The sequence below is a fragment of the Bradyrhizobium sp. USDA 326 genome (assembly GCF_049739485.1).
GTDB lineage: Bacteria > Pseudomonadota > Alphaproteobacteria > Rhizobiales > Xanthobacteraceae > Bradyrhizobium.
Genome location: NZ_JBMGQA010000001.1, coordinates 6,622,044 through 6,648,737, shown reverse-complemented (window position 1 = coordinate 6,648,737; position 26,694 = coordinate 6,622,044). Strand labels below are relative to the sequence as shown.

The 26,694-nt window shown below is 62.9% G+C and carries 24 protein-coding genes; 16 read left to right on the top strand and 8 right to left on the bottom strand.

The features are described 5' to 3' along the window. Positions 1–751: 751 nt before the first annotated feature. A complete protein-coding gene (locus ABIG06_RS31355; protein ID WP_124161004.1) occupies positions 752–964 on the top strand; it encodes a hypothetical protein in 213 nt (70 codons plus the stop codon). 124 nt (positions 965–1,088) lie between these two features. Here the strand turns inward: ABIG06_RS31355 and ABIG06_RS31350 are convergent, their stop codons facing one another. Together ABIG06_RS31350 and ABIG06_RS31345 are read right to left on the bottom strand one after the other, a co-directional pair. Then, the gene (locus tag ABIG06_RS31350; RefSeq protein WP_124161003.1) at positions 1,089–1,322 is read right to left on the bottom strand and encodes a hypothetical protein; all 234 of its coding nucleotides are present in this window, start codon (positions 1,320–1,322) and stop codon (positions 1,089–1,091) included. A gap of 1,394 nt (positions 1,323–2,716) precedes the next feature. Continuing rightward, positions 2,717–3,325 (bottom strand): hypothetical protein, encoded by a 609-nt coding sequence (locus ABIG06_RS31345; RefSeq protein ID WP_199751583.1) that lies wholly within the window; start codon positions 3,323–3,325, stop codon positions 2,717–2,719. Between the two features lie 870 nt (positions 3,326–4,195). Between ABIG06_RS31345 and ABIG06_RS31340 the strand changes: the two genes are divergently transcribed. From ABIG06_RS31340 to ABIG06_RS31325, 4 genes are all read left to right on the top strand, one after another. Beyond that, positions 4,196–6,229: a VTT domain-containing protein gene (locus tag ABIG06_RS31340; RefSeq protein ID WP_124161000.1), complete on the top strand. Its 2,034-nt coding sequence runs from the start codon at positions 4,196–4,198 to the stop codon at positions 6,227–6,229. Next, a complete protein-coding gene (locus tag ABIG06_RS31335; protein ID WP_370139826.1) occupies positions 6,229–6,903 on the top strand; it encodes an endonuclease/exonuclease/phosphatase family protein in 675 nt (224 codons plus the stop codon). The genes ABIG06_RS31340 and ABIG06_RS31335 overlap by 1 nt, the downstream gene beginning before the upstream one ends. A 261-nt stretch (positions 6,904–7,164) precedes the next feature. After that, positions 7,165–7,356: a hypothetical protein gene (locus ABIG06_RS31330; RefSeq protein WP_061881641.1), complete on the top strand. Its 192-nt coding sequence runs from the start codon at positions 7,165–7,167 to the stop codon at positions 7,354–7,356. A 348-nt stretch (positions 7,357–7,704) separates the two neighbouring features. After that, on the top strand, positions 7,705–8,025 hold the full coding sequence (locus tag ABIG06_RS31325) for a DUF1476 domain-containing protein (RefSeq protein ID WP_199751581.1): 321 nt from the start codon (positions 7,705–7,707) through the stop codon (positions 8,023–8,025). 16 nt (positions 8,026–8,041) lie between these two features. On the opposite strand, the gene ABIG06_RS31320 is transcribed toward ABIG06_RS31325, so the two are convergent. Beyond that, entirely contained in the window at positions 8,042–8,419 is a 378-nt protein-coding gene (locus ABIG06_RS31320; RefSeq protein ID WP_370139825.1) for a YqhA family protein, read from the bottom strand. A 212-nt stretch (positions 8,420–8,631) separates the two neighbouring features. Between ABIG06_RS31320 and ABIG06_RS31315 the strand changes: the two genes are divergently transcribed. Next, a complete protein-coding gene (locus ABIG06_RS31315) occupies positions 8,632–8,868 on the top strand; it encodes a hypothetical protein (protein WP_370139824.1) in 237 nt (78 codons plus the stop codon). Between the two features lie 236 nt (positions 8,869–9,104). On the opposite strand, the gene ABIG06_RS31310 is transcribed toward ABIG06_RS31315, so the two are convergent. After that, positions 9,105–9,233 (bottom strand): hypothetical protein, encoded by a 129-nt coding sequence (locus ABIG06_RS31310; RefSeq protein WP_283811840.1) that lies wholly within the window; start codon positions 9,231–9,233, stop codon positions 9,105–9,107. Between the two features lie 789 nt (positions 9,234–10,022). Here ABIG06_RS31310 and ABIG06_RS31305 point away from each other — a divergent pair. Further along, positions 10,023–10,946, top strand: a complete 924-nt coding sequence (locus ABIG06_RS31305; protein WP_124160995.1) for a septal ring lytic transglycosylase RlpA family protein — start codon at positions 10,023–10,025, stop codon at positions 10,944–10,946. Here ABIG06_RS31305 and ABIG06_RS31300 read toward each other — a convergent pair. Then, positions 10,940–11,896, bottom strand: a complete 957-nt coding sequence (locus ABIG06_RS31300) for an alpha/beta fold hydrolase (RefSeq protein ID WP_370139823.1) — start codon at positions 11,894–11,896, stop codon at positions 10,940–10,942. The two genes, ABIG06_RS31305 and ABIG06_RS31300, sit on opposite strands and share 7 nt — an antisense overlap. A gap of 153 nt (positions 11,897–12,049) precedes the next feature. Here ABIG06_RS31300 and ABIG06_RS31295 point away from each other — a divergent pair, with 153 nt between their 5' ends. The 9 genes from ABIG06_RS31295 to ABIG06_RS31255 all read left to right on the top strand — a co-directional run bounded on the left by ABIG06_RS31295 (position 12,050) and on the right by ABIG06_RS31255 (position 21,804). Then, a complete protein-coding gene (locus ABIG06_RS31295; protein ID WP_370139822.1) occupies positions 12,050–13,312 on the top strand; it encodes a D-alanyl-D-alanine carboxypeptidase family protein in 1,263 nt (420 codons plus the stop codon). 2 nt (positions 13,313–13,314) lie between these two features. Beyond that, positions 13,315–14,001: a dTMP kinase gene (gene tmk, locus ABIG06_RS31290; RefSeq protein ID WP_424578474.1), complete on the top strand. Its 687-nt coding sequence runs from the start codon at positions 13,315–13,317 to the stop codon at positions 13,999–14,001. Beyond that, a complete protein-coding gene (locus ABIG06_RS31285) occupies positions 13,998–15,044 on the top strand; it encodes a DNA polymerase III subunit delta' (RefSeq protein WP_370139821.1) in 1,047 nt (348 codons plus the stop codon). Before tmk ends, ABIG06_RS31285 begins: the two co-directional genes overlap by 4 nt. A 111-nt stretch (positions 15,045–15,155) precedes the next feature. Continuing rightward, positions 15,156–17,132 carry a methionine--tRNA ligase gene (metG, locus tag ABIG06_RS31280; RefSeq protein ID WP_370139820.1) on the top strand — a complete coding sequence of 659 codons (1,977 nt, stop codon included), beginning with the start codon at positions 15,156–15,158 and terminating at the stop codon, positions 17,130–17,132. Positions 17,133–17,144: 12 nt separating this feature from the next. After that, positions 17,145–17,921, top strand: coding sequence for a TatD family hydrolase (locus tag ABIG06_RS31275; RefSeq protein WP_124160989.1), 777 nt, complete (start codon positions 17,145–17,147; stop codon positions 17,919–17,921). A gap of 12 nt (positions 17,922–17,933) precedes the next feature. Next, positions 17,934–18,731: an MBL fold metallo-hydrolase gene (locus ABIG06_RS31270; protein WP_124160988.1), complete on the top strand. Its 798-nt coding sequence runs from the start codon at positions 17,934–17,936 to the stop codon at positions 18,729–18,731. Positions 18,732–18,877: 146 nt separating this feature from the next. Then, positions 18,878–19,471, top strand: coding sequence for a TRAP transporter small permease (locus tag ABIG06_RS31265; RefSeq protein ID WP_370139819.1), 594 nt, complete (start codon positions 18,878–18,880; stop codon positions 19,469–19,471). Positions 19,472–19,473: 2 nt separating this feature from the next. After that, positions 19,474–20,787: a TRAP transporter large permease gene (locus tag ABIG06_RS31260; RefSeq protein WP_370139818.1), complete on the top strand. Its 1,314-nt coding sequence runs from the start codon at positions 19,474–19,476 to the stop codon at positions 20,785–20,787. A gap of 39 nt (positions 20,788–20,826) precedes the next feature. Then, on the top strand, positions 20,827–21,804 hold the full coding sequence (locus tag ABIG06_RS31255; protein WP_124160985.1) for a TRAP transporter substrate-binding protein: 978 nt from the start codon (positions 20,827–20,829) through the stop codon (positions 21,802–21,804). A gap of 59 nt (positions 21,805–21,863) precedes the next feature. Here ABIG06_RS31255 and ABIG06_RS31250 read toward each other — a convergent pair whose 3' ends face one another. Genes ABIG06_RS31250 through ABIG06_RS31240 form a run of 3 tightly spaced genes read right to left on the bottom strand, consistent with a single transcriptional unit; the run spans position 21,864 to position 26,471 of the window. Further along, positions 21,864–23,525, bottom strand: a complete 1,662-nt coding sequence (locus ABIG06_RS31250) for an acyl-CoA synthetase (RefSeq protein WP_370139817.1) — start codon at positions 23,523–23,525, stop codon at positions 21,864–21,866. Positions 23,526–23,546: 21 nt separating this feature from the next. Continuing rightward, entirely contained in the window at positions 23,547–25,436 is a 1,890-nt protein-coding gene (locus ABIG06_RS31245; RefSeq protein WP_124160983.1) for a TRAP transporter large permease subunit, read from the bottom strand. A gap of 15 nt (positions 25,437–25,451) precedes the next feature. Next, entirely contained in the window at positions 25,452–26,471 is a 1,020-nt protein-coding gene (locus tag ABIG06_RS31240; protein ID WP_370139816.1) for a TRAP transporter substrate-binding protein, read from the bottom strand. Between the last annotated feature and the right edge of the window lie 223 nt (positions 26,472–26,694).

Genomic DNA, 26,694 nt, shown 5'->3' with positions numbered 1-26,694 from the left:
AAATAGGTGCACCATCACCGTTACGAACTGGGACCGGCGGCCGGCGGGTTGAACGTCAGCACACCGTCACCTGCGTGTGAGTTTGCAGAACCGACTCGCGAATTTCGTTCGAGAGACTTGCTCTCAAACGGCTGCCGTTCACGAATCCCTCCCGATTCATGAATTGCCCATAGCCGTTACCCACACTTACAGCGCCGACCTAGTTTCTTGGAAGCTGAACGGCTCGACCTTGACCGCGAACGGCGCAACTGAGCTTTCGCTAATCGGTCTCGCAGGACACCTAATTCAGCCATTTGACGTTCGATAAATACGATACGTCGGTGCAGAGCAAAAGCGGCGTCGAAAGTTCGATTGAAAATATTCATGACGACCTCAACACAACTGGACTGATCTCAACAATCACAGCATTACGACAGTGGACGGGCACAATTGCAAGGCGAATTCTTGAGTAGCGCGCCCTAGCAAACCATTTGCGGTGGCCCTTGATGCATAGTGCGGCCGTTTGTGAAATGGATCATATTGCGAGCCGGAAATGTCGCAATAGGATCATTCCACCGGGGCTGGTTGCATATTCACTTAGATCTTTTCACCCGGTGTCTCTCGACCATGCACGGATCGCAGCGAGAACTTCGCTGCGGCCTTCGTGCAGACCGGCTGCTTTTAATCACCAACAAGCTTTGTTCCCTCCCGCAAGTTCTGCGTTTGCTGTACCGACAATTTGCGGAGTCCAAATTGCCGTTGGAGGACGTTTATGCCCAAGGAGAATTGCCTGATTGTTCGTGCCGCCGGGAAACGACTGGACCTGTTGCGAGGCGAAGCTGCCCGCATCGCCAAGGGAGCTAATGCCGGCTGGTGGACCGACCGAGCGGAGATCGGCACCAGATTTTGCTTTGAAGATTCTAAATCAAAAGAGCTATTTGCACTCACCTGCGACAGCCTCGGCATCACCTGTCAGGACGACTAATCCATTGAAAAACCCGCCGGCCTGGGAGCCGGAGGAGTTTGTAGACCAGCTCAGAGACCGTCAGCCGTTGCACATGAAGGCTCGCCGGCTGTGAACGAAAGGCCGGGAGTTGAGGGGGGCTGTGTCAGCGACGATCTGGACGCGCCTGGAGGGGCACGACTTTGTCCACGTCGCTGTGACCTGAGCGCGGGCTTTGCAGCTTCACCACCTGCTCGAGTTCGAGAGCCTCTATGGCGAGCTCATCTGCCAAGCGTTCGAAAAGGGCGCGCTTTTGCGGGTCGCTCGTTCGCCTGCTCATAAGGGCCAAATCCGCGGCGTCGGCACGGAGTTTGTCCAGTCTTTCCCTGAGGTCCGCCATGGTATCGGCCCCGTCCTGGACCAACCCGTCATGCGGTGACGGGATGCAGGTCAACGGCGGAACATGCTATAAGTTCTCCTGTAACCGATTGTTAGGCCCACATTTATTAGCGCCGAAATGTGTGAACGAGCGCCCGCTTAGCTTTACCGAGCGCGCGGCTGTGGCTATTCTGCTCAATGCTTCAGTGCGCATGTGGTCACGAGCAGCATGGTCCGGCTGCATTGCCAATCGGATCCCAACATTGGTTGATCGACTCCACGAGGGGTACCGATGGCCATAGTAGTACCAGCTGCCACTAGAACAGCGATGGTCAGCGCGAGCGTTCGATAGGTTGCCAAGTTCCACTTCATTGCGTTTCCCTCCAGTGGAAGTGCGCATGCTATGCGCAGAGATACCTCCCTCTTGTGAATTACTTCACACGGCGTTTTTCAACAGTCATCACAGTCGCGTGCAGCACGCCCGCCGCGTGAACCGGCGGCACTTGAGAGGGCTCGCAAGGCTGAGCAGTCCGCCCCCTTACGCACTTTGCCGTAGAGACAGCAAAATTGCACCTCACCCGTTTTGGCCAGGGAAGGGGGCCCACCTGCTGCGACGAAAACTACGGTTTCGGTAGTGCTGACTCGACCGTTGCAAACACCGTAGTATTTATTCGCACCTGCGCAGAAAAGCGTGTCCAATCAATAGAGTTGACAAGACACCTCTTCCGCAAAAAGATCAATAAGATCAGGTATTTGAGCTGAGCTCTACCTGCGGAGCACAACCGAACGTACAATCGTTTCGGTAAGGCCGTAACAGCGGTCGGTTTCGTCGGATGGCTTCTGCCGGTGGTGGTGCTGGCAAACGAGCCCGCTTCATGGCCCACCATCAAGGTGACCACCGACCAGCATGCGCGTCTCGAGACGCGCAAGATGCCGTTCATCGGGTATTCAGCGCCTCCGTCATACGTTGTGCGAAGGAGACGGATCATGATCATTAGCGTTGCCGCGGCTGCGCTCGCCCTTCACCTCGGGACCTCGGTGGCACAGGACATTTCACCCGAGATTCAGACTGTCCAATACCATGTCCCCGTGAGGCCGCCTCCGTGCGGCCACGGTTGGGATGTGAGCGCCCGTGACGGCATGTGCTATCCAAACGGGTACCTTCCTCCTCAGGAACAGGCTGCGCGGCAGTACTACTATCGCGGCGGTGGAGGTTACGGCAGGTATCGTGTTCCCTGTGGTCACGGCGCAGACGTCGATGTTCGAGACGGTCAATGCTACCCCAACGGTACGGTCCCGCCGCAGTTTCAGCAGGGTCGACAGGGGTACTACGGCTACGACGACTATGAACGCCGCCCCAGACGCCGCTATTATTATTGAGAAGCCGCACCAGCGGTGAACTGGCGGGGCTCGACTTCAGCTCTTCGTATCGGCGCGCTTCAGCGCATTCCACGCGGCCTGGTTTGCTTGATCGAACGCCTTCCGGGATTCGGCAAGCGCGGCGCTCAGGACTGACCAGGATTCGCTGCCGGCCTGCTTCAGCTTCTGCAGACGTGCTTCCGCTTCCGACGCATCGGATTTCATCTGCTTGAGCGCGGCATCGACGTCGGCGGTGCGCGCCGTAGTCACTTTGCCCGCTGCCTCGCGGAATTTGTCCGCCGCTTCGCGCCAGGCCTTGGCCTGTGCCGCCGCAACGTCCTTGAACGTGGCCTGCTGCTGCTCGAGCTGTTTGCCGGCGTCTTCGAAGAAGGTCTTCATTTGGGCTTCGAATCCAGCCCATTGCTTGTCGAGGTCTATCTTGGCGCTAGCCCAAGCGGTTTCGCCCGCCTCGGCCTGGGTCTTGAGCTGGGCCTGAAACTCATCACGACGCTTCTTCAGGTCGGACAGGAATTGATCAATCTTGACCTTGGACTCAGCCTTGGCCTGGCCGGCCTTGACCTCGAAGGAGGCCAATGCGGCATCCATTTCGTCGATCCGCTCCTTGGCCCAGTTGAGGTAAAAATGCATGCTGCTCTGCTGTGACATGGCCGCCTCCGTTTGCTTGCCAAGATCAGAATTCCAGAGTTCGGGCTTGCTCGTATTGACCTGTCTCAATGACCTTGCGGTCTGAAGCGTTGGCGAACGGTGATGTGCCTCTTCAGGCCGCAAAGGGAAAAAAGTGCGTCAGGAACGCTATCGAATTCGAGAGATTAGAGCGCGACAGGAAGCTTCACGGCGGACAACGCATGTTCTTCTTTTTCTCGAACCGGCTGGGGTGTCTCGGCTCGCTGCTGATCTCCGGCTTGATCACTGTCGCGCTGCTCTTCCTGTTCGGGATACTTCGGTTTTGATCTTCACCGCGCAGGTCCCAATCCAGCATCTCCGCCTTTGAGATGTCGTTCGCTCAGCTTGAGGAACCTGGCCCCGGCTGGACAGTTGTTCGCACTCTCGCCACACGGAGAGCAGCCTTGGAAAGTACCATCATCGGAGAATTCGACACGCGTCGCGGTGCTGAGCTCGCGGTTGAGCATGTCGTGCAGGAATGCGGTGTGTCGCGAAGCGACGTCTTCGTCCAGCCCGCCGGCGATGCGAACACGGTGGGGACACATCCGGCTGGTGCCGATGCCAAGGCTGCGCCCGCGCCGGGGGGACGGCAGAGGCTGGAAGGTCTGATCGAAGTTTCCGTGGATTTCCACGGCGATGCGCCTGAGAAGATTGCAGATGCGTTGAGGAGCGCCGGCGCAAAGACTGTTCGCACCCAAATAGCGGCATCTGCGGTCCGGGCGGGGCTCGCGGGAACCCCTTGAGCATCCAACGCGTTTAGACGCGAATGCGAATTGCGAGGTCCACCTGCTTCAGAGTTCATCGCCCCTGATTCCCGGCGACACCGTCTGGCGGCGGTGCGAAGCGCGGCGTGTGGCGGTTCTGAACGATGCTGCGGCTTATTTCGCAGCCCTTCGGGAAGCGCTGCTGCAGGCGCAAGACCTCGTCTACATCATTGGATGGGACATCCATAGTGAAACCCGGCTGGTCGGAACGTCCGGACGCGCCGATGATGGCCTGCCGGAGCAGCTTGGTCCGCTCCTGCGCGCGCTGGTTCAACGCCGGCCCGCCTTGCGGATCAACATTCTCGTCTGGGACTTCGTCTCGCTTTATGCCTCTGAAAGGGAGTGGAATTCCGCGACGAAGTTCACCGCTGAGACAGACGGCCGCGTCCGGTTTCAACTGGATTCCACGCTTCCGTTTGGCTCGGCCCAACACCAGAAGATCGTCTGCGTCGACGGTTCACTGGCGTTCGTCGGCGGGCTCGATCTGACGATCAGGCGCTGGGACACGAGTGATCATCGCGCCGATCACCCATCGCGCTGCGACCCCCAGGGGAAGCCATACCCGCCGTTTCATGACGTTCAGTGCATGGTCGACGGGGATGCTGCGGCATGGCTGTTCGAGCTTGCGGACGAGCGCTGGCGTGCGGCAGGCCAACAGCGTCATGATCGGCGCACGCCGAAGAGCGTTCGGTGGCCAGCCAATGTGCCGGTCGAGGCTGAGCACTTGCCGGTCGGTATCGCCAGGACCGAGGTGGTCTGTCCTGCGGGCTCGACCATCAGGGAGGTCGAGCATTCCTTGATTGCCGCGATCCGGTCCGCGACGAGCTTCATCTACATCGAAAATCAGTTCACCAGCGCCATCAAGATCGCGCGTGAATTGGTGGAGCAGATGCTCCGGGTGCCGTCGCTTCGGGTTCTGGTCGTCGCTCCAAAACTGCATTCCTCGTGGCTGGAATCCCAGGCCATGCAGAACGGCCGCGGCGCCTTCATCGACTGCTTCAGTGCGGCTGGGGTCGCAGATCGTATTCGCTTCCTCTATCCGGTCTCGCGCAGCGGAGACATGGAAGCTGCCGTGATGGTGCACAGCAAGCTCATGATCGTCGACGATCGGATATTGAGAATCGGCTCGGCTAACCTTAACAATCGGTCGATGGGCGCCGATAGTGAATGTGACCTCGTTTTTGAGGCCGCGTCCGAGGAGCATCGGGATTTCATCGCCTCGGTTCGCCAACGCTTGATCGCCCATTTCTGCGGTCTCGAAGAACAGACCCTCGCGCAAAATGAGGATCGTCTTTTTGCTCTCCTCGACGACGTGTCGAGAGGTGATGGGACGAAGACGCTGCGGAAAGTAGAGTCCTCGGGTTTGACCAGTACCCTGGCCACGATGGTTCAGCCGGTGGCGGACCCTGAGAGGCCTCTTCATTTGGAGCGGGCGGCATCTCGGATGTGGAGCACGAAGACGATAATCGGGATCGTATCGATCGCCGTGGCGCTTCTTGGGCTGGCGCTGGTCTGGTCCTACACATCCTTGAGCGATTTCGCCGACGCAGGCCGCATTTCGACGTTCCTGTCTGTCTATTCGCAATCCATCTGGGGGCCATTCTTCGCGATCGCAGCTTTTGTCGTCGGCGGGCTGGTCGTGTTTCCGATTCTCGTCCTCATTGCGGCAACTGCTGCTGCACTCGGGCCATGGCTGGGTTTCTTCACTGCAATGGCTGGCGCCTTGCTCAGCGCCCTTGTCCTTTTTTCGATCGGACGGGTACTCGGTCGAGAACGCCTCCAGCGTCTGCTTGGACGACGCGCAGCGCGCATCCAGGAACGCATTGTAGGCAAGGGCATTCTGGCCGTCGTCGTCATCAGGATGATTCCCGTCGCACCGTACTCGGTGGTGAATGTCGTGGCTGGTGCGAGCACGCTGCCGCTTCGTGACTTCATGGTTGGAACGGTGCTGGGCATTACACCCGGGATTCTCGCCATGGCCGTTCTGGGAGCTCAGATCGCGGATCTGGCCAGGAATGCGTCCTGGAGCAACGTGTTACTGCTCGCACTGGCGTTTCTGGGCTGGCTCGGGTTCTGCGCGGGCGCGCAATTCCTTGCGACGTGGCTCGCCGGGAGGCGCTGATGGCGCCGATGCGCTTCATGACGTGGAATGTGCACGGCACGTTCAATCTCAATCCGAAATTCGATCTGGAAGGTGTTTGCTCCATCATTCGCAAATGGTCGCCGGATGTCGTCGCGCTTCAAGAGGTGGATTCCCGGTCGCGGTCAGACGACCCGTTTGCGAAGCTGGCGAGTCTCGTCGGCGATCACCGCGTTCACGCCAAATCGATCGTCACGGAGGACGGTGATTTCGGTCAGATGCTCCTGAGCAGATTTCCGTTCTCCGGCGTGCCCGAGATCGTCGACGTGTCGTACCGGGAGCGGGAGCCGCGCAGAGCGATTGCCACCGGATTGCTGACGCCCTCCGGCGACGTCCGCGTGGTCGCCACTCATCTCGGCCTGAGTATCCACGAGCGGTATGCGCAGGCTCAGGCCCTTGTGAGCCTGGTGAAGCCTGGAAGGACCGTCGTTCTCGGCGACTTCAACGATTGGTTCTGGGTGAAATCGGTGCGGCGCGTGCTCGCGCAGGTCTGCCCAAACCGAACGCGGCTTCGAACCTTCCCGGCGCGTTTACCCTTGCTGCGGCTCGACCGGATCTATGCAACGCGCGATAGCCGGTTCGGGAAAGTCTGGACCGACGAAGAGGCAAGGGCGTATTCGGACCATTTGCCCGTGATTGCGGACATCGAGATCTGATACTTGCCCGGCGGGATCACCTCACTCACCTCTCGCCGTAACGCTTTGAGACGGAGGCGCCCGATCAGACGAGCTTCCGAAGCTCGCCGAATGCCGATGTCTTGCCCGGACGGGTGACCTGCTCTTGCGCCTCGAGAAAAGTGTTGTGGCAGAGGGGCTTAGCTACTGTGCATGGGTTGTTTTCGCAACTCCTCGTCGCCGGGTCCATGCCCCTCAACGCGACCATGCGGAACTCTTTCCTCGAAGCAGCGTTGACTTGGCATGACTGAAGACCTTTCCTTCCGACGCAAACCCCTGACCCCCGAACAACGCCAGGCGCGCGATGCGGCGCGCCGGATCGAGGCCGAGAAGGCCATGCGCGATCATGAAGCAGCGCAGAAGGCGTTTTACGCCAACAAGGAACGGCTAAGGGCCGAGCGGCTGGCGCGTGAAGCGGCGGCGCCGAAGGGCTGAGCGAACGCGCTCGCTGCCCAATCGCTAAAATCGCTTCTCCCGGCCGTGGCCGGTTGCCACTTGTCGATCCCGTTTACATTCAAGGCCAGTCTCGCAGAGAGGGCGGCCACTCAGGCGGCCCCGTTCTCCCGCAACTCTCCGTTCATGCGTCAGCTCTCGATGCCCGGCGTCACGCGGCGCCGGGCCTGCATGACGAATGCCATATGTCGCCGGCCGGCGAACGGTCAGGCTTGACGGCCTTCGGCTTCCGGGAGGAAGCTTCAAACCATCCTCAACTGACGTGAAGCACGGAGACGTTCGCTCCCAGCAAGTCCGATCCTCATCAGTGAAACGAGAATGGAGCTGACCATGACCACGTTCGACAAGCGCGAGCAGGGCTTTGAAGCCAAATTCGCCCATGACGAGGAATTCATGTTCAAGGCCACCGCCCGGTCGAACAAGCTGCTCGGGCTCTGGGCCGCAAGCCAGCTCGGGCTCAGCGGCGATGCCGGGGCAAGCTACGCGACCGCACTGGTGACGGACCACCTGGCGAGCCGGACGATGGACGATGTCGTCGGCAAGGTGGCAGGCGATCTCGCAGACAAAGGCGTCCCGCGCGAGCAGGTCGCGCAGAAGCTTCAGGAGTGTCTGCACCAGGCGCTGGCGCAGCTCGAAGCGGACAAGCAATGAGACCGGCCGCAGCGCTTCATTCGGCGTGCTTGCGCATCCCGGACTCGCTGAGCTTGTCGACATAGGCAATGCCGATCGCCGACACGACGAAGGTGAGGTGGATCAGCACCTGCCACATCACTGCGGTTTCGGTGAAGCCGGCGCGGTCGGACCCGAGATTGCCGGCCTCGATGAAGGTGCGGAGCAGCGCGATCGAGGAGATGCCGATGATAGCCATGGCGAAGAGGTGCCAGAGCTCCTTGAGGAACAGCGCGATGTAGACGCATTGCGCCACGATCAGCCCGAGATAGAGCGGCAGTTGCAGCCAGCGCGAGCCGAAGATGATCATCGGCAGCAGGCCGAGCTGCGGCGAAGGCGGACGGGGGCCAGTTCCGGGGGCAGGCTCAACCGACATTCAGGCTGCATCCTCGCATCGGGTCGATCTCGCCGTCATGTACCGCGACAAGATGGCCGGCGGAAGACGCGACGCGCTCGCCGCATTCCATGGGCAGCGCCGTTTCATGCTACGGTGCCGACCGGCCGTCGCGCGCGGCCGCAAGCCGGAGGTGGGGAGTGTCTCGGAGCGGCCTTGGCAAGTGGTCCGGCGCAATCGCATGCGCTGGCGCCATGCTGGTCGGTGTAGGCGGCGACGAAGTCCGGGCGACACCGCTGACGCCGTATCGCTACGAGGCGCAGGCGCAGCGTCATTGCCCGCATGACAGGGTGGTCTGGCTCGACTTCAGGAAGGGCCTCTATTACCGCAAAGGTCAGAAGCGGTATGGCGAGGGATTTGACGGCAGCTTCGTCTGCCTGAGCGAGGCCCGTGGCAATTTCTACCGCCGTTCACTGTTGGGTCTGCGCTGAGCGGCACGGGGTCCGGACTTGCGAACGCGCCGGCTCTTGCTGCGCCGCGATGGAGCTATCTTGAGAGGGGCCTCAGGCAAATGCCAGGGCCACGAGGCTCGAGCAGAGCAGCACCAAGCCGCTCGCGGTCAATGCCAGGAAGCCATCGGATACGAAGTCATGGTTGCGCATGGGACACCAGCTGCTCTCGTCTCCGATGCTGGATCGGATTCATCAAAATTGTCCGAACGCGCCGGCTATTTCTGCGCCGACAGCTTGACCGACACGTGCGGGGATGTGCTGACGACCCGGGGACTTCCATCCGGATAGGTGAGGTCGCCGCGGATCAGGGATCCCAGGACCAGGAAGAATTTCTCGGCAAGCATCTGCGTCACCCTCGTTGGTGATGGCCTCTCGCAATTGGTCGAGGTGCCGAACGCAGAAATTCAATCAACTGAATGGGAGCAGGACAGTCGCGCTTGCTGCGCCGCGATGGAGCTATGTTGGGAGATGGGGAGCAGGGGCCTCAGGCAAATGCCAAGGCCACGAGGCTCGAACAGAGCAGCACCAAGCCGCCCGCAGTCAATGCCAGGAAACCATCGGATACGAGGTCATGGTTGCGCATGGGACACCTGCCGCTCTCGTTTTCGATGCGCGATCGGATCCATCAAATTGTCCGACCGCGATGCCTTGAAAGAGGTGATGCTTGCCGCCCGCGCGAGTGCCTTTAGGCCCTCGTGCGGTAACCTTCGAAGGCATGGGCCAGGAAGATCCCCGCGCTTACCAGGCCCATCAGTGCCGAAACCGTCTCGATCATCGTTAAATTCCAATCCGCCCCTGCGAGCCGAGAAAACGCGCGCGGCCTTGCACAGTCAAAAGAATTTCGGTGAGCGCCGCGACAATGGGGGTGGAGTGAGGATTTGGCGCAACAGCTTGTCCTGCCGTGGCACAGAGCAGGGCGCCCAGGCTCCGTAGATCAACGGGAGGAAGCGAACCTCTCGTTTACCATGCCGGCGTGATCGCTGCGGGCTCCCCATTTCCGCCGTGTTCGGGTTGCGTTATCCTTACCACTTCCGACGCGGTGGTGGGCCGTCTCGGAATCAGAACGACCGGACAGCGCTCCCCGTAGCCAAAGCGGGTAGGGTACGCCTCCGGCAAAGTGGTATTTGGGGCGCATGGGGATCCGACGGTCAGATTCGGTTTTGCGGGCCGCGCGCGGTGTTGCGGCGGTCGCGACCTGCGTTGTGCTCGCCAATTGCGCCTCCTCCAACAAGTTCGCCAGCCGCGTCGATCCGAAATACGGCGTGTCCTCGAGCCCCCGGGTGGTGGCGTGGGGCGAACCGGTCCCGAAGGGCGGCGGCACCTACCGCGTCGGCAAGCCCTATGTCGTGGCGGGCAAGACCTACGTGCCGGAGGAGGACGTCAATTACCGCGCCGAGGGCATGGCGTCCTGGTACGGTGATGATTTCCACGGCCGCCTGACCGCCAATGGCGAAGTGTTCGACATGACCTCGCTCACCGCGGCGCATCCGACCCTGCCGATGCCGTCCTACGCGCGGGTCACCAACGTCTCGAACGGCAAGTCGCTGATCGTCCGTGTCAACGATCGTGGGCCCTATCACGGCAACCGCCTCATCGACGTCTCGAACAAGGCCGCCGAACTCCTTGAATTCAAAGGCAATGGTGTCGCCAAGGTCCGCGTCGAATATGTCGGCCGGGCGCCGCTTGAGGGCTCCGACGACCGCCAGCTGATGGCCACCTTGCGCACCGGCGTTCCGGCGCCGTCGCCCTCGATGGTTCGTGTCGCCTCGGCAAAGCCGTTTGTGCCGGAGCTGCCGTCCTCGGGCCGCGGCGCCGTTCGCGGTGAGATCCCGATGCCGGAAGGGCGCCCCTATAGTCTCGGCAATACCTCCGCCGACATGGCATCGCTCAATGCGACCTCGGAAATGTCGGCCTCGAGCCGCAGCCGGGGCCGGGCGCTCCAGAACGCCCGCGCCGTGTCCTATGATGAGGACCGCCGCTACCTCGCCGAGAGCGCGCCCTCATCGGACGGCGCCGCCGAGGCTCGCAACATCCTGAGCGGACGCGGGCTCTACTGAGCCGCGCTCGCCGTCAGGAATTTCACCAGCGCCGCGTTCACCTCGTCGGGCCGCTCCTGCTGCACCCAATGGCCGGCGCCCTCGAGGATCAGCTTGCCCTTGAGATTGGGCAGCACTCGCTCGAGCTCGTTGACGCGCTTGGCCCCGATCAGGCCGGTGATCACAGCGTCTTTTGAGCCTGCGATGAAGAGGGAAGGCTGGTGGATCTGGGCGTCCTGCCAGGGCGCGGTCAGCTCCCAGTTGCGGTCGATGTTGCGGTACCAGTTCAGTCCGCCGCGGAAGCCGGACTTGCGGAAAGCTTCGGTGAAATAGGCCAGATCGGCCTCGCTGAGCCAGGCGGGCAGCGCCTCCTCGGCGCCCGCATGGCCGAGAAAGCCCTTGCCCTCCTGCACGAACATGGCCGCGGTGGGATCGGCGAGGCCGCGTCCGCCGAGCACGATGCGCATGGTGCGGCCAACGTCTCGCTCGAGTTCAGCCTCGGCGACGCCGGGCGTCTGGAAATACTGCCAGTAGAAATTGGTGATACCGCCCTGACGCAACAGCTCGAGCGGCTTGCCGCGGCCGCGGAACGGCGGCGGCACGCTCAGGCCCGCGACGGCCGTGAAGATGTCGGGCCGGAACAGCGCCGCGTGCCAGGCGACGGGCGCGCCCCAATCGTGGCCGACCACCATCGCCTTGGTCTCGCCGAGCGCCTGGACGAGGCCGACCACGTCACCGACCGTATCGAAGATCGAGTAGGCCGCAACGTCAGGCGGCGCTGCGCTTCTGCCGTAGCCGCGCATATCGGGCGCGACGACGCGAAACCCGGCTTCGGCGAGCGCGGGGATCTGGTGGCGCCAGGAGTAGGACAGTTCCGGCCACCCATGGCATAGAACCACCAGCGGACCCTGGCCGGCTTCGCGGACGAACAGCTCGACCCCGTTGGCCTTGATCGTGCGGCTTGAGGACATTCGCTTTTCCGCCTTGTTTCAGGGGTTTGGTCGGGAAATATGAGATGCCACGATAGGGGCGCGAGGAGAATCGTGCAATCTCAGGGCAAGCGTCCAACCGCGTGTTGTTCGCATCTGTTCCAACTGTTAGAACGCCTGTCTCAGGGCTTCGCCATGGCATTTCGTCTTCCTTCGCTTCGTTGCAACCGGCTCATCGCCGGAACGCTGGCGCGCGGGCTGATCGCTGCGGTTCTGGTGGCGGGGATCGGCTGGGGCGGGACGCTCTATGCCGCCAACCAGAGCGTCCAGGGCGCCAAGAAAGCAGAAGAGGCCGGCTTCGATGGCGATGCCCCGACTGCGATCCTGATCGAAGCCTCCAGCGGCAGCGTGCTGTTCGAGAAGAACGCCGACGAACTGCGCGCGCCCTCGAGCATGATGAAGCTGATGACCGCGGAGGTGGTCTTCAATGCGATCAAGAAGGGCGACATCAAGCTGACGGACGAGTACCGGATCAGCGAGAATGCCTGGCGCCGGGGCGGCGCGCCCTCGGGCGGCTCGACCATGTTCGCGGCCATCAACAGCAAGGTCTCGGTCGACGATCTCCTCCACGGCGCGATCATCCAGAGCGGCAACGACGCCTGCATCGCGCTTGCCGAAGCCATGGCGGGCAATGAGCGGATCTTTGCGGCCGATTTCATGACCAAGCGCGCGCGCGAACTCGGTCTCACCAAATCGACTTTCGCCAATTCCAACGGCTTGCCCGACCCCGGCAACAAGATGACGGTCCGCGAGCTCGGCACGCTCGCCCGGCATATCATTCTCGACTTTCCCGACTTCTACAAACTGTTCGGCGAGAAGGAGTTCACCTGGAACAAGATCCGCCAGTTCAACCGCAATCCGCTGCTCAATTCGATGGAAGGCGCTGACGGTCTCAAGACCGGCTACACCAAGGAAGGCGGCTACGGCATGGTGGGCTCGGCCGTGCAGAACGGCACGCGGCTGATCGTCGTCGTCAATGGACTCGAAGACCCCGAGGATCGCGCCACGGAAGCCAAGAAGATGCTGGAATGGGGCTTCCGCAATTTCGAGACCCGCATCCTGTTCGCGGCCGAGCAGCCCGTCGGTTACGCCAAGGTGTTCGGCGGCGAGAGCCGCTCGGTCAAGCTCGTCGCGAAGACGCCAGTGAAGGTGATGGTGCACAAGAACGGCAGCGACAAGCTGATTGCGCGCCTCGTCTATAGCGGCCCGGTGCGCGCGCCGATCGAGGCCGGCCAGCGGGTTGGCGTGGTCAGAGTCTGGCGCAGCGGCAACATCGCGGTCGAGACGCCGGTCTATGCGGCCGAAGCGATCAGCACCGGCTCGACCATGCGCCGCGCGATCGACGGCGCCAGCGAGCTCGTGATCGGCATGTTCCGCGCAGGCGCCGAGAAGCTCTGATCATGAGTGAGAGCGCGGCACAGCGGCCGTCCGGACGCGGACGCTTCATCACCTTTGAAGGGGGCGAGGGCGCGGGCAAGTCGACCCAGATCAAGAAGCTCGCCGACCGCCTCAAGGCGGCGAAGCTGCGCATCCGGGTGACGCGGGAGCCGGGCGGCTCGCCGGGCGCCGAGATCATGCGTCACCTTGTGCTGTCAGGCATGGGCAAGCTGCTCGGCCCCGAGGCGGAGACGCTGCTTTTTGCCGCCGCGCGCGATGACCATGTCCGCACCGTGATCCTGCCTGCGCTCAACCAGGGCACCTGGGTGCTGTGCGACCGCTTCGCCGACTCGACGCGGGCCTATCAGGGCAGCCTCGGCCGCGTTCCCGAGGGACTGATCAATGCGATGCAGAGGGTCACGATCGGCGATCTCAAGCCGGATCTCACCATCATCCTCGATTTGCCCGTCGAGATTGGCCTGCAACGCGCCGCCGCGCGCCGCGGCAGCAGTACGCCTGACAGGTTCGAGTCCGAGAAGCTCAGCTTCCACGAGGGCCTCCGCGAAGCCTATCGCAAGATCGCCGCCGACGAGCCCGCGCGCTGTGTGCTGATCGATGCCAATTCCGATCCTGACACGGTCGCGGCCCGAGTCTGGACGGCGCTGCGCGATCGTCTTCTTCCCACACCGGCTTCGGTGATTTCGGCATGAGCCCACGTCAGGCCGAGCGTGAAACCGCCGTTCCCCATCCGCGTGAGACGTCGCGGCTGTTCGGCCATCGAGAGGCCGAGGCCGCGCTGCTGGCGGCCTATCGCAGCGGGCGCATTCCTCATGCCTGGCTGATCGGCGGGCCGCAAGGAATCGGCAAGGCGACGCTGGCCTACCGCATGGCGCGCTTCGTGCTCGCTCATTCTCAGCCGCTGGCACCCGCCGTGCAGCGCGCCGAAGATCTTGCGATCGATCCTGACGACGCCGTCGCGCGGCAGGTGGCAGCCGGCTCGCACGGCGGCCTGCTGGCGCTGGAGCGAACCGCCAATGATCGTGGCGTGATGCGCACCGTGATCACCGTAGACGAGACGCGCGAGACAATAGCGTTCTTTGGCTCGACCGCGGCAGCCGAAGGATGGCGCGTCTGCATCGTCGACACCGTCGACGAGCTCAATCCAAACGCGGCCAATGCGCTTCTGAAGATCCTCGAGGAGCCACCTCAGCAGTCGCTATTCCTTCTGGTGAGCCACGCGCCCGCGCGCGTGCTCGCCACGATCCAGTCACGCTGCCGCAAGCTGCGCCTGCGGCCGCTCGCCACGGATGACGTTATCGCGGCCGCAGCTTCGGCGGCCGGGCTCGAGCCGAACGATCCCGCGCTGCGCGAAGCGGCCGAGGCCTCCGAGGGAAGCGTCGCACGGGCGCTGACGCTGCTCGGCGGCGACGCCCTGAAACTTCAGCAGCGCACGGCGGCGCTGCTTGCGCGCCTGCCGCGGGTCGATCCGCGCGAATTGCACACGCTCGGCGATTCGCTCGGCACCAGCGACCGTGTCGCGCTTGCCGCCTTCATCGACGGCATTGACCGCTGGATCGCGGAGCGCCTGCATGCGGATGAGGCCAATGCCAACCAGAACCTGCCGCGCCTTGCGCGCCTAGCTGAGGTATGGGAAAAGATCGTCCGCGCCGCGCGCGACACCGAAACCTACAATCTGGAGCGCAAGCCCTTGGTCTTCTCGGTGTTCGGCTGGCTGGCGGACGCAACGCGCTAGAGCATGATCCGGAAAAGTGCGGAGCGGTTTTCCGAAAAGATCATGCGCAAAACAACAACCTAACGCAGGTTCGTTTCCAAATTTCGGACAAGCCGGTAAAAGGAATTCGTGGTGGCAACGCGAGCTAAGAAGACCGTCAAAGGCAAGCGCAGCAAGAAGGCTGCCAAGAAGGCCGTGAAGAAAGCCGCCGGGAAGGCCGTGAAGGCGCGCGCGACCAAAGCCGTCAAGAGGACCAAGAAGGCTGCGGCCAAGAAGGGCGTGACGAAGAGCGCTGCGAGGACGACAAAGAAGGCCGCGAAAGGGCGGGTCGTCGCCGGGAAGGCTTCGACGAATGCAACTGCCAAAAAGCCGGCCAAAACTCCGGCGAAGAAGGTCGCGAAGAAGGGGGTTGCGTCTGCCGTGATCGCCGCGCCGGCTCCTGTCGTCATGTCGCCGAAGGCCGTGACGCCCAAGGTATCAAAACCCAAGGTGTCGAAACCCAAGACCTCGCGTGCGCCGAAGCCGGTCGCTGCATCAAAGGCTGCCGCGCCCGTTGCCGCCCCGGCGCGCGACAACGTCTTCTACATCACGACCGCGATCGCCTATCCCAATGGCAGCCCGCATATCGGTCACGCCTATGAGGCAATCGCGACCGACGCGCTGGCGCGCTTTGCGCGGCTCGACGGCAAGGACGTGTTCTTCCTGACCGGCACCGACGAGCACGGTCAGAAAATGGTTCAGACCGCGGCCGGGGAAGGCATGTCCGCCGCCGCGCTCGCGACCCGCAATGCCGGCCGCTTCAAGGAGATGGACGAGCGTCTGAACGTGTCGTTCGACCGCTTCATCCGCACCACCGAGGAGCAGCATCACCGCTCCAGCCAGGAGATCTGGCGGCGCATGGAAGCGAACGGCGACATCTATGCTGACAGCTATTCGGGCTGGTACTCGGTCCGCGACGAGGCCTATTACGCCGAGGACGAGACGCGCCTGAACGACGACGGCGTGCGCTTGGGGCCACAGGGTACGCCGGTCGAATGGGTCGAGGAGAAGAGCTATTTCTTCCGCCTGTCGGCGTATCAGGACAAGCTGCTCAAGCTCTACGCGGATCACCCTGATTTCATCGGACCGGACTCCCGCAAGAACGAAGTGGTCAGCTTCGTCAAGGGCGGCCTGCGCGATCTCTCGATCTCGCGTACCACTTTCGATTGGGGCGTGAAGGTGCCTGGCGACGAAGAGCACGTGATGTATGTCTGGGTCGATGCACTGACCAACTACATCACCGGCGTCGGCTTTCCCGATGAGAGCGACAGGAACTGGCGCTACTGGCCGGCCGACGTGCACATCATCGGCAAGGACATCATCCGTTTCCATGCCGTGTATTGGCCGGCCTTCCTTCTGTCAGCGGGCATCTCGCTGCCGAAGCGGGTCTATGCCCACGGCTTCCTGTTCAACAGGGGCGAGAAGATGTCGAAATCGGTCGGCAACGTCGTCGATCCCTTCAATCTCGCCGACCAGTACGGCGTCGACCAGATGCGCTATTTCTTCCTGCGCGAAGTGCCGTTCGGCCAGGACGGCAATTACAATCACGAGGCCATCGTGGCGCGCATCAACGCCGATCTCGCCAACGATCTCGGCAACCTCGCGCAACGTTCGCTGTCGATGATCGCCAAGCAGTTCGGCGGCGTGCTGCCCGAGCCCGGCGAGTTCAGCGACAACGACAAGGCGATTTTGGCGATGGCCGATGGCATGGTCGCAGCGTCACGCGAGGCCATGGCGACGCAGCAGATCCATCAATGGCTCAACACGGTCTGGGCCGTGGTCGCGGAAGCCAACCGCTATTTCGCCGGGGAGGCGCCATGGGCGCTCGCCAAGACCGATCCTGCCAGACAGAAAACGGTGCTGTACGTCACCGCCGATGTCGTGCGCCAGATCGCGATCCTGGCTCAGCCCGCGATGCCGACGGCCTCAGGGAAGTTGCTCGACAGCCTCGGCATCCCCGATACCGAGCGCAACTTCGCCATGCTCGGCGCCGCCAGGCGCATCGCGCCCGGCTCGACGTTGCCGGCGCCGACGCCGGCGTTCCCGCGCTACATCGAGCCTGCGGCCTAGGGGCGCCGAGCGATGCTGGTCGACAGCCACTGCCATCTGGATTTTCCGGACTTTGCGGATGATCTCGACGGGATCGTATCGCGGGCGCGAGCGGCCGGTATTGGCCGCATGATCACTATCTCTACACGGGTGCGAAAGCTGAATCAGCTTCTGGCCATCGCCGAACGTTACGACGACGTCTATTGCTCGGTCGGCACTCATCCGCACAACGCGGACGAAGAGGACGGCATCGCGCCGGACGAGCTCGTTGTCCTGACGCAGCACCCCAAGGTCGTCGCGCTCGGCGAGGCCGGGCTCGACTATTTCTACGACAACGGCTCGCCGGAGGCGCAGGCGAGGGGCTTTCGCGCCCACATCGCCGCCGCCCGCGCCACCGGCCTGCCGCTGGTGATCCACACCCGGGAAGCCGACGAGGACTGCGCACGCATTCTGGAAGACGAGGCGGCAAAGGGATCGTTTCGCGCCGTGCTGCATTGTTACACGGGCGGGCGCGAGCTGGCCCTGAAGGCAGTATCGCTCGGGCTCCATATCGGCTTCACGGGAATCCTGACCTTCAAGAAATCGGAAGCCTTGCGCGAACTCGCCGCCGAATTGCCCTCCGACCGTATCCTGGTTGAAACGGACTCGCCCTATCTTGCGCCGGGCAAGTTCCGGGGCAAACGCAACGAGCCCGCCTATGTGGTCGAGGTCGCAAAAGTGCTCGCTCAGACGCGCGGCGTGTCGCTTGACGAAATCTCACGCCAGACCACCGAAAACTTCTTCCGCCTGTTCTCCAAGGTGAAAGCTTAGGACTGGAGCCGCATGACGCTGACGCTGACGATCCTGGGTTGCGGCTCCTCCGCCGGCGTGCCGCGCCCGGCGCTCGGCTGGGGCGCCTGCGATCCCAACAATCCCAAGAACCGCCGTCGCCGCTGCTCGCTGCTGGTCGAACGGACGTCCGAGCACGGCACGACACGCATTGTGATCGACACCTCGCCGGATCTACGCGAGCAGCTGCTCTCGACCAATGTCGACCACATCGACGCAGTGTTCCTGACGCACGAGCACGCCGACCAGACCCACGGCATGGACGATCTACGCTCGGTCGTCATGCACATGCGTCGTCGTATCCCGACCTACTTCAATCAGTCGACCGCCAAGGACATCCTGTCGCGGTTCTCCTATTGCTTCATCTCGCCCGAGGGCAGCGACTACCCGCCGATCCTGACTCGGCATTCGATCGAGGCGGGCGAAAGCCAAACCGTTCTGGGGAAGGGCGGCGCCGTGACGATGACAGCCTTCCTGGTGCAGCACGGCAACATTCCCGCGCTCGGCTATCGGATCGGGGATGCCGCCTACACGCCCGACCTCAACGACATCCCGCGCGAGAGCTGGGGCGCACTGGAAAATCTGGACCTCTGGATCGTCGACGGCCTGCGCTACACCAGCCATGTCAGCCATTTCAGCATCAACGACGCCCTGTCCTGGATCGAGCGGTTCAAGCCGAAGCGCGCGGTCATCACCAATATGACCGCCGACGTCGACTACGAGGTCATCCGTCAGTCGCTGCCGGCAGGCGTGGTGCCGGCCTATGACGGGCTGCGGCTGGAGACGCACTGAACCTGGGGTAGAAATTCCGGCGTCAGCCGGCATACTCCTTGCTTGCGCCGGCCCCATCATGTTGATCTAACGTCTGAAAGACAGGCGTTGGACAGGGCGAAATTCAGGCACGACCGCACAGGTCGATTGGATCGCCTTGTGCGAGGATGGGGATTGCCTTGGCAGGGGACGATGTAGCGGCTCGGGGACCAGTGCGACGCGCTCTGGACCTGCTTTATCTCGGCGCGGGCTACGCCGCGGGCGTCTTCCTGGTCGCGATCTTCGCAATCATGATGGTCATGTCGGTCGGGCGCCAGTTTGCGATCAACATTCCCGCCGGCGACGATTTCGCGTCCTGGTGCATGGCCGCGATGGCTTTCCTCGGTCTCGCACACACCTTCAAGCGCGGAGAGATGATCCGCGTCGGCCTGCTGCTGGAGCGTCTGCACGGGCGGACCAAGCAGATCGCCGAGATCACGGCGCTCGGTATTGCCACCGCCTTCATTCTCTATTTCACCCGCTATGCCGTGCAGATGACCTACGATTCCTGGCGCTTCAACGATGTGGCGCAGGGCGTCGTCGCGCTACCGCTCTGGATTCCGCAGCTCGGCTTTGCCGGGGGTCTTGCGATCCTGTCGATCGCGCTCGTCGATGAAATGGTCAGCGTCGTCGGCGGCAACCGGCCGAGCTACGAGCGGGGCTCGCCGGATGAGACGCCGGACGAGTTCATCGAGCGCATCTCGCAGGGCGGCGGAGGTTGACCATGGCCAATCTCGGCATGATCGAGCTGTCGTTCGTCCTGCTCGGCGTCATGATCCTGCTGCTGGGAAGCGGCGTGTGGATTGCGGTCTCGCTTGGACTTGTCGGCTTCGTGGCGATGGCGCTGACAACGAGCCTGCCGCTCGGCGCCGTGCTCGCCACCACCACCTGGAGCGCCAGCTCCTCATGGACGCTGGCGGCCCTGCCCCTGTTCATCTGGATGGGCGAGATCCTCTTCCGCACCAAATTGTCGGAAGAGATGTTTCGGGGGCTGTCGCCCTGGGTTCAGTGGCTGCCGGGTCGCCTGACCCATGTCAACGTGATCGGCTGCGGCATCTTTGCGGCGGTGTCGGGCTCCTCGGCGGCGACCTGCGCGACGATCGGAAAAATCGCGCTGCCTGAGCTCGACAAGCGCGGCTACGACAAGAGCCTGAGTCTCGGATCGCTCGCAGGCGCGGGCACGCTCGGCCTCCTGATTCCGCCCTCGATCCCGATGGTGGTCTACGCGGTCACGGCGAACGTCTCCGTGCTTCAGGTGTTTCTCGGCGGGTTCTTGCCGGGCGTGCTCGTGATGGTGCTCTATTCGGGCTACATCATCATCTGGTCGCTGCTCAATCCCAAGAAGGTTCCGCCGCGCGACCCGCCGATGCCGTTCCGGCAGAAGCTGCGGGAGTCGGCGAAGCTCGCACCCTGCCTGCTTCTGATTCTGGCCGTGTTTCTCTCACTCGTGTTGGGCTTCGCGACCGCCACGGAATGCGCTGCATGGGGCGTTACGGGCGCGCTGCTGCTGGCGTGGTGGAGCGGCACGCTGACGCGGAAGAATTTCCTCGAGAGCATCATGAGCGCGACGCGCCTAACCTGCATGATCATGCTGATCCTGGCAGGTGCGGCCTACACCACGGCTGCGATGGCCTATACGGGCATTCCGGCCGCGCTCGCCACCTGGGTCCAGGGGCAGCAGCTCACGCCGAGCATGCTCGCGCTGTATCTGAGCATCATGTACATCATCCTGGGATGCCTGATCGACGGCATCTCGATGATCGTTCTGACGGCCGTTATCGTGCTGCCGATGGTCAGGCAGGCCGGGTTCGACCTGGTCTGGTTCGGCGTCTATCTCATCATTCATGTGGAAATGGCGCAGATCACGCCGCCGGTTGGATTCAATCTGTTCGTGCTCCAGAACATGAGCGGTCGTGATACGTTCACCGTTGCGCGGGCAGCGTTTCCGTTCTTCGTCCTGCTGCTCGCTTCCGTGTTCATCATCACGGAGTATCCGCAGATCGTGATGTTTCTGCCCAAGCTCGCCTTCCCAGACTGACCGCATCCGGTTTTCAAGTTTACTGTGAGGAGAAGTCCAATGATGTCTCGTTTAGTCCGCGCATCCTTGATCGCCGGAGCCGTGATGGCTGCGACACCGGCGTTGGCCCAGACCAAATGGAATCTGCCGGCAGCGTATCCTGCGGACAATCCGCACTCCGAAAACCTGGTCGCTTTCGCCAAGGACGTCGAAGCCGCCACCTCCGGCAAGCTCCAGATCACGGTTCATCCGGGCGCCTCGCTGTTCAAGGCACCCGACATCAAGCGCGCGGTGGTGACCGGGCAGGCGCAGATGGGCGAGGTGCTGCTCTCGATCCACGAGAACGAGGATCCGCTGTTCGGCGTCGACGTCGTGCCGTTCCTGGCCACCAGCTTCCCGGACGCGATGAAGCTGTATCAAGCCTCCAAGCCTGCGATCGTGAAGAAACTCGATGCGCAGGGGCTCAAGCTGCTGTTCGTGGTGCCGTGGGCGCCGCAGGGCGTCTATGTCAACAAGCCGCTGGCCTCGATCGAAGACATGAAGGGCTTGAAGTGGCGGGCCTACAATGTCGGGACCGCGCGCATCGGCGAACTGGTCGGCGCCCAGTCGGTCACGATCCAGGCGGCGGAACTGCCGCAGGCACTGGCGACGGGCGTGGTGAACTCCTTCATGTCGTCGGGTGGCACCGGCTACGACGCCAAGGCCTGGGAGTCGCTCAAATATTTCTATGACGTGCAGGCCTGGATTCCGAAGGACTACACCTTCGTCAACAAGGCCGCGTTCGAGGCGCTCGACAAGCCGACCCAGGAGGCCATCCTCAAGGCCGCCGCGACCGCGGAAACCCGCGGCTGGAAGGCCTGGCAGGACAAGAGCACCTGGTATATCGACCAGCTCAAGGCGAAAGGCATGACGGTCGAGCCGCCGAGCCCGGCACTCAAGGCCGGCTTCCAGAAGATCGGTGAACAGCTCACGGCCGACTGGCTCAAGAAGGCCGGCGCCGACGGCCAGGCGGTGGTCGACGCCTACAAGAAGATGTGAGGACGGAGAGAGCTTCCGCTCGCCGTGTTCGGGCGGGCGGAAGGCTCTCCAGACGCTGTTCAGGCAGAGATCGCCTTCACTGAGCCGACTTCGTTTCGCAGCAGGAATTTCTGGATCTTGCCGGTCGAGGTCTTCGGGATCGGTCCGAACACGACCGCCTTCGGTGTCTTGAAGCCGCTCATGTGCGAACGGCAGAAAGCGATGATGTCGGCCTCGCTGGCGCTGGCGCCGTCCTTCAGCTCGACGAAGGCGCAGGGCACTTCACCCCATTTCGGATCAGGCTTGGCGACCACGGCTGCGAACAGTATGGCCGGATGCTTGTAGAGGATGTCCTCGACCTCGACGGAGGAGATGTTCTCGCCGCCGGAAATGATGATGTCCTTGGAGCGGTCCTTGATGATGACGTAGCCGTGCTCGTCGAGCACGCCGAGATCGCCGGTGTGAAACCAGCCACCCTCGAAGGCTTCCTTGGTTGCTTTCTCGTTCTTGAGATAGCCCTTCATCACGATGTTGCCGCGGAACATGACCTCGCCAATGGTCTCGCCGTCGCGCGGGACTTCCTGCATGGTCTGCGGATTGATCACAGTGACTCTTTCCTGGAGCGGGTACGGCACGCCCTGCCGGCGCTTCATGCGCGCGCGTTCCGCAGGCGGAAGGTCGTCCCAGCCGGGCTGCTCGGCGCAGACCGAGGCGGGGCCGTAGACCTCGGTCAGGCCGTACACATGCGTCAGCTTGATGCCGATGCTTTCGGCGCCTTCCAGCACCGCGACCGGCGGCGCAGCGCCTGCGATCAGGCCGACGACGCGGCGGGCAGCATTGCCGGTTGACGTTTCCTTGGGCGCATCGGGGGCGTTGATCAGCGTGTTGTAGACGATCGGCGCGCCGCACATGTGGGTGACGCCGTGCTGCTTGATCAGCTGGAAGATCCTGGTCGGCTCGACCTTGCGCAGGCAGACATTGATGCCGGTGGCGGCCGCAATTGTCCACGGGAAGCACCAGCCGTTGCAGTGGAACATCGGCAGCGTCCAGAGATAGACCGGATGCTGGCCGAGATTGCCGGCAAGGATGTTGCTGACGGCGTTCAGGTACGCGCCGCGATGATGGGTGACGACGCCCTTGGGATTGCCCGTCGTGCCCGAGGTGTAGCTCAGCGCGATGGCATCCCACTCATCCTGCGGCAGGACGGCGGTGAATGCGGGATCGCCGTGCGCGACCGCCGCCTCATATTCGATCTCGCCGATGCGCATGCCGCCCTTGAACGCGGCGTCGTCGACGTCGATCACCAGCGGCTTGGGCCCTGCCATCCGCGCGAGTGCCTCGCTGATGACGCCCGAAAACTCGGGATCGACCAGGATGATCTTGGCGCCGCCATGTTCGAGCTGGAACGCGATCGAGGGCGCATCGAGACGGATGTTGAGAGCGTTGAGCACGGCGCCGGTCATGGGCACGGCGAAATGCGCTTCGTTCATCGCCGGAATGTTCGGCAGCATGGCCGCAACGGTGTCGCCGACGCCGATGCCCTTGCCCGCGAGATAAGAGGCAAAGCGGCGGCAGCGCTCATAGGTCTGCGCCCAGGTGAAGCTGCGGCCCTCATAAACGGTGCTGACGTGATCGGGATAGACTGTGGCGCTGCGCGCGAGGAAGCTCAGCGGGCTCAGCGGCACGTAGTTGGCGGGAGTCTTTTCGAGGCCGATATTGTACGGGTTCTGCCGCTCACTCATCGACACACTCCTTAAATCGCGTCAAAGAAATCCGATCGAGATCCAGGGGAAGATCGCGACGATGATCAATCCCACCAGCAGCGCCAAAAGATAGCCCCAGATCGGCCTGATGCCTTCAGCCGGATCGACGCGTCCGATGGCGCAGGCGGCATAATAGCCGACGCCGAATGGCGGGGCGAATAGCCCGATACCCATGGCGAGAATGATCACCATGGCATAGTGCACCTCGTGGACGCCGACGGCGCGGGCGATCGGAAACAGCAGCGGCCCGAACAGCACGATGGCCGGAATACCCTCCAGTACACTGCCGAGGATGGTGAAGGCCAGGATCGACACGGCAATGAAGGTCGCGGCCCCGCCCGGCAATCCCGTCATGGCGGCGGCCAGCGAGCGCGAGAATCCGGATTGGGTCAGGCCCCAGGCCATGCCGGTCGCCGTGCCGATAATCAAGAGAATCGCGCCCGACAGTGCTGCGGTTTCGACCAGCATCGGAAACAGCCGCCGCCAGTCGAAGCGGCGGTAGACGAGGAGGCCGACGAGGGCGCCATAGACGATGCCGATGGTGGAGACCTCGGTCGCGGTCGCGATGCCCTCGACGACGGCGTAGCGGATCACGAACGGCAGCGCGAGTGCGGGCAGGGCGATGATGAAGGTCCTGCCGATCTCGGATGCCGTGGCACGGCGGACATGGCTCATGTCCTCGTGGCGGTAGCGCCACCACACCAACATGCAGAGCGTTACCGCGAGCACGACGCCGGGCAAGAGGCCGCCAGTGAACAGCGCCGCGATGGAGACGCCGGTGACCGAGCCGATCGTGATCAGCACGAGACTGGGCGGAATGGTCTCGGTCTGGGCGCCCGTCGCCGCAAGAAGCGCGACGAGGTCCCCAGGCTTGGCCCCCCGCTCTTTCATCTCGGGAAACAGCACGGGCGCAACTGCGGCCATGTCGGCGGCCTTCGCCCCGGAAATGCCGGAGACCAGGTACATGGCGCCGACAAGCACGTAGTGCAGGCCGCCCCTGATATGGCCGAGCAGGCTTGCCAGGAACGCCACCATGGCCCGCGCCATGCCGGTCATCTCGATCAGGAGCCCCAGGAATACGAACAAGGGCACGGAGAGCAGGATGAGGTGGCTCATGCCCTCGTCCATCCGCCCGACCAGGACCATGACGGGCGTCCGCGTGGTCAGCGCGAGATAACCGAAGATCGCCAGGCCAAAGCCGAAGGCAATGGGAACCCCGGCAAAGACGCAAAAGCCGGCAACGCCGACGAAGAAGACGATGAGGTTGAGATTGCCTAGCGGCCGCAGGAGCGGCTCGGCCAGCCAGAACAGGCCGATCACGACCGCAACCGACAGCACGGCGGCTGCGACCATTCGGTAGTCGGCCGCGCGCAGCAGCCGCAGCAAGGCAAAGGCCGCCATCAGGCCGGTCCCGACCGGTAGCGCAGCGGCGCGCCACATATTCGAGATCTGGAGCGCCGGAGTGGTGATGTAGCTCTCTTCATAGGCATAGTCGCAGGACGGCCAGACGATCAGCGCCAGAAACGCGAGCGCCGCGCAGGTCGCGACCAAATCGAGATAGGCCCGCATCGCAGGCTTGGCGCTCGCGACGATCGCGGTCATGCGCATGTGCTCGGAGCGGCGGAATGCGACCGCCGCGCCCAGCATGGCCAGCCACAGGAACAGGATCGAGGCGAGCTCGTCGGACCAGATCAGCGGCCGGTGCAGGCCGTAGCGCGCGACCACCCCGGCGAACAGGATCACGATTTCGGCGACGACGAGAATCGCCGCCGGGACCTCGACGAGGAGGCCGAGCACGCGTTCCATTGAGCCCAGCAACGAAGGTCGGCGAGGGGACTGCACAGCCACCTCGCCCGTTACTTCGGTCACCTCAATCTCGATATGAGCCATGACGGCCCCGACGCGTTACGACAGCTTGCCGACGGCCTTCTCCAGGAGGTCCCAGGCCTGATCGCCGTACTTGCCTTTCCACTCGGCATAGAAGCCGGCAGTCCGCAGCTTTTCGCGGAATGGCGCCACGGCCGGCTGGTTGAAGGTCAGGCCCTTGGTCGCGAGTTCCTGCTGGAGGTTGGCATTGAGCTTGGCTGTATCCTCGCGCTCCTTCACGGCCGCGGCATTGATGTTCTTGGCGACGACGGTGCGCACGTCCTGCGGCAGCTTTTCCCAAGCTCTGCGGTTGGCCAGGAACCAGAAGCCGTCCCACATGTGGTTGGTCAGAGAGCAGTACTTCTGCACCTCGTAGAGTTTTGCGGTCGAGATGATCGCCAGCGGGTTCTCCTGGCCCTCGACGATCTTGGTCTGGAGCGCCGAATAGACCTCGCTGAAATTGATCGAGGCGGGCGCCGCATCGAACGCCTTGAACATCGAGGTCCACAGCGGCGACACCGGCACGCGGATCTTGAAGCCCTTGAGGTCGTCAGGACCGGTGATCGGCTTGGTCGACGACGTGGTCTGGCGGAAGCCGTTGTCCCAGATGTTGTCCATGACCTCGAGGCCGGCCTTCTTGATCTCGCCGCGGACATGGGCGCCGAGATCGCCGTCCATGGCTTTCCAGACCGTGGCGTAGTCCGGGAACGCGAAACCGATGCCGTTGATGGAAGCCGCCGGAACAAGGGTCGACAGGATCAGTCCCGACAGCGTGAAGAACTCGACGCCGCCGGAGCGGATCTGGCTCAGCATGTCGGTGTCGGACCCGAGCTGGTTGTTCGGGAAGATCTGGAGGTCGAACTTGCCGCCGGTCTCGCTCTTGATCGCCGCCGCCATCTCCTTGGCGCGCACGTTCATCGGATGGGTGTCGGGCAGATTATTGGCATATTTGTAGGTGAACTCGGCGCTCTGCGCGTGGGCCACATGGGGCGCACCGAGGCCGCCCAGGACCGCGGTCGCGGCGGAGGCCTTGAGAAGCGTGCGTCGGGAAAAACTCATCGGTCTGCTTCCTCGGAAGGTTTGTTGTTGTTCTGAGATGCAAACCTATACGGACGGTCGGCCTTAAGGTCATCTGCGATCTCGCGAGGCCTCGCTTATTGCAGCCGGACAAGGTCACGGCAATATCCGCTTTCGGGACACGGGGCCGATTTCAAAATCTGAAAAACAACCCCATGCACAGTAGCCGTCAAGAGCTGAGGCGCCGATTGAGACGCCAGAGAGA

Excerpts from the sequence above, each read along its gene's own strand:
- ABIG06_RS31355 (WP_124161004.1), top strand. The coding sequence starts at position 752 with ATGCCCAAGGAGAATTGCCTGATTGTTCGTGCCGCCGGGAAACGACTG.
- ABIG06_RS31350 (WP_124161003.1), bottom strand. The coding sequence starts at position 1,322 with ATGGCGGACCTCAGGGAAAGACTGGACAAACTCCGTGCCGACGCCGCG.
- ABIG06_RS31345 (WP_199751583.1), bottom strand. The coding sequence starts at position 3,325 with ATGTCACAGCAGAGCAGCATGCATTTTTACCTCAACTGGGCCAAGGAG.
- ABIG06_RS31335 (WP_370139826.1), top strand. The coding sequence starts at position 6,229 with ATGGCGCCGATGCGCTTCATGACGTGGAATGTGCACGGCACGTTCAAT.
- ABIG06_RS31330 (WP_061881641.1), top strand. The coding sequence starts at position 7,165 with ATGACTGAAGACCTTTCCTTCCGACGCAAACCCCTGACCCCCGAACAA.
- ABIG06_RS31325 (WP_199751581.1), top strand. The coding sequence starts at position 7,705 with ATGACCACGTTCGACAAGCGCGAGCAGGGCTTTGAAGCCAAATTCGCC.
- ABIG06_RS31320 (WP_370139825.1), bottom strand. The coding sequence starts at position 8,419 with ATGTCGGTTGAGCCTGCCCCCGGAACTGGCCCCCGTCCGCCTTCGCCG.
- ABIG06_RS31315 (WP_370139824.1), top strand. The coding sequence starts at position 8,632 with ATGCTGGTCGGTGTAGGCGGCGACGAAGTCCGGGCGACACCGCTGACG.
- ABIG06_RS31310 (WP_283811840.1), bottom strand. The coding sequence starts at position 9,233 with ATGCTTGCCGAGAAATTCTTCCTGGTCCTGGGATCCCTGATCCGCGGC.
- ABIG06_RS31305 (WP_124160995.1), top strand. The coding sequence starts at position 10,023 with ATGGGGATCCGACGGTCAGATTCGGTTTTGCGGGCCGCGCGCGGTGTT.
- ABIG06_RS31300 (WP_370139823.1), bottom strand. The coding sequence starts at position 11,896 with ATGTCCTCAAGCCGCACGATCAAGGCCAACGGGGTCGAGCTGTTCGTC.
- ABIG06_RS31295 (WP_370139822.1), top strand. The coding sequence starts at position 12,050 with ATGGCATTTCGTCTTCCTTCGCTTCGTTGCAACCGGCTCATCGCCGGA.
- tmk (WP_424578474.1), top strand. The coding sequence starts at position 13,315 with ATGAGTGAGAGCGCGGCACAGCGGCCGTCCGGACGCGGACGCTTCATC.
- ABIG06_RS31285 (WP_370139821.1), top strand. The coding sequence starts at position 13,998 with ATGAGCCCACGTCAGGCCGAGCGTGAAACCGCCGTTCCCCATCCGCGT.
- ABIG06_RS31275 (WP_124160989.1), top strand. The coding sequence starts at position 17,145 with ATGCTGGTCGACAGCCACTGCCATCTGGATTTTCCGGACTTTGCGGAT.
- ABIG06_RS31270 (WP_124160988.1), top strand. The coding sequence starts at position 17,934 with ATGACGCTGACGCTGACGATCCTGGGTTGCGGCTCCTCCGCCGGCGTG.
- ABIG06_RS31265 (WP_370139819.1), top strand. The coding sequence starts at position 18,878 with ATGGGGATTGCCTTGGCAGGGGACGATGTAGCGGCTCGGGGACCAGTG.
- ABIG06_RS31260 (WP_370139818.1), top strand. The coding sequence starts at position 19,474 with ATGGCCAATCTCGGCATGATCGAGCTGTCGTTCGTCCTGCTCGGCGTC.
- ABIG06_RS31255 (WP_124160985.1), top strand. The coding sequence starts at position 20,827 with ATGATGTCTCGTTTAGTCCGCGCATCCTTGATCGCCGGAGCCGTGATG.
- ABIG06_RS31250 (WP_370139817.1), bottom strand. The coding sequence starts at position 23,525 with ATGAGTGAGCGGCAGAACCCGTACAATATCGGCCTCGAAAAGACTCCC.
- ABIG06_RS31245 (WP_124160983.1), bottom strand. The coding sequence starts at position 25,436 with ATGGCTCATATCGAGATTGAGGTGACCGAAGTAACGGGCGAGGTGGCT.
- ABIG06_RS31240 (WP_370139816.1), bottom strand. The coding sequence starts at position 26,471 with ATGAGTTTTTCCCGACGCACGCTTCTCAAGGCCTCCGCCGCGACCGCG.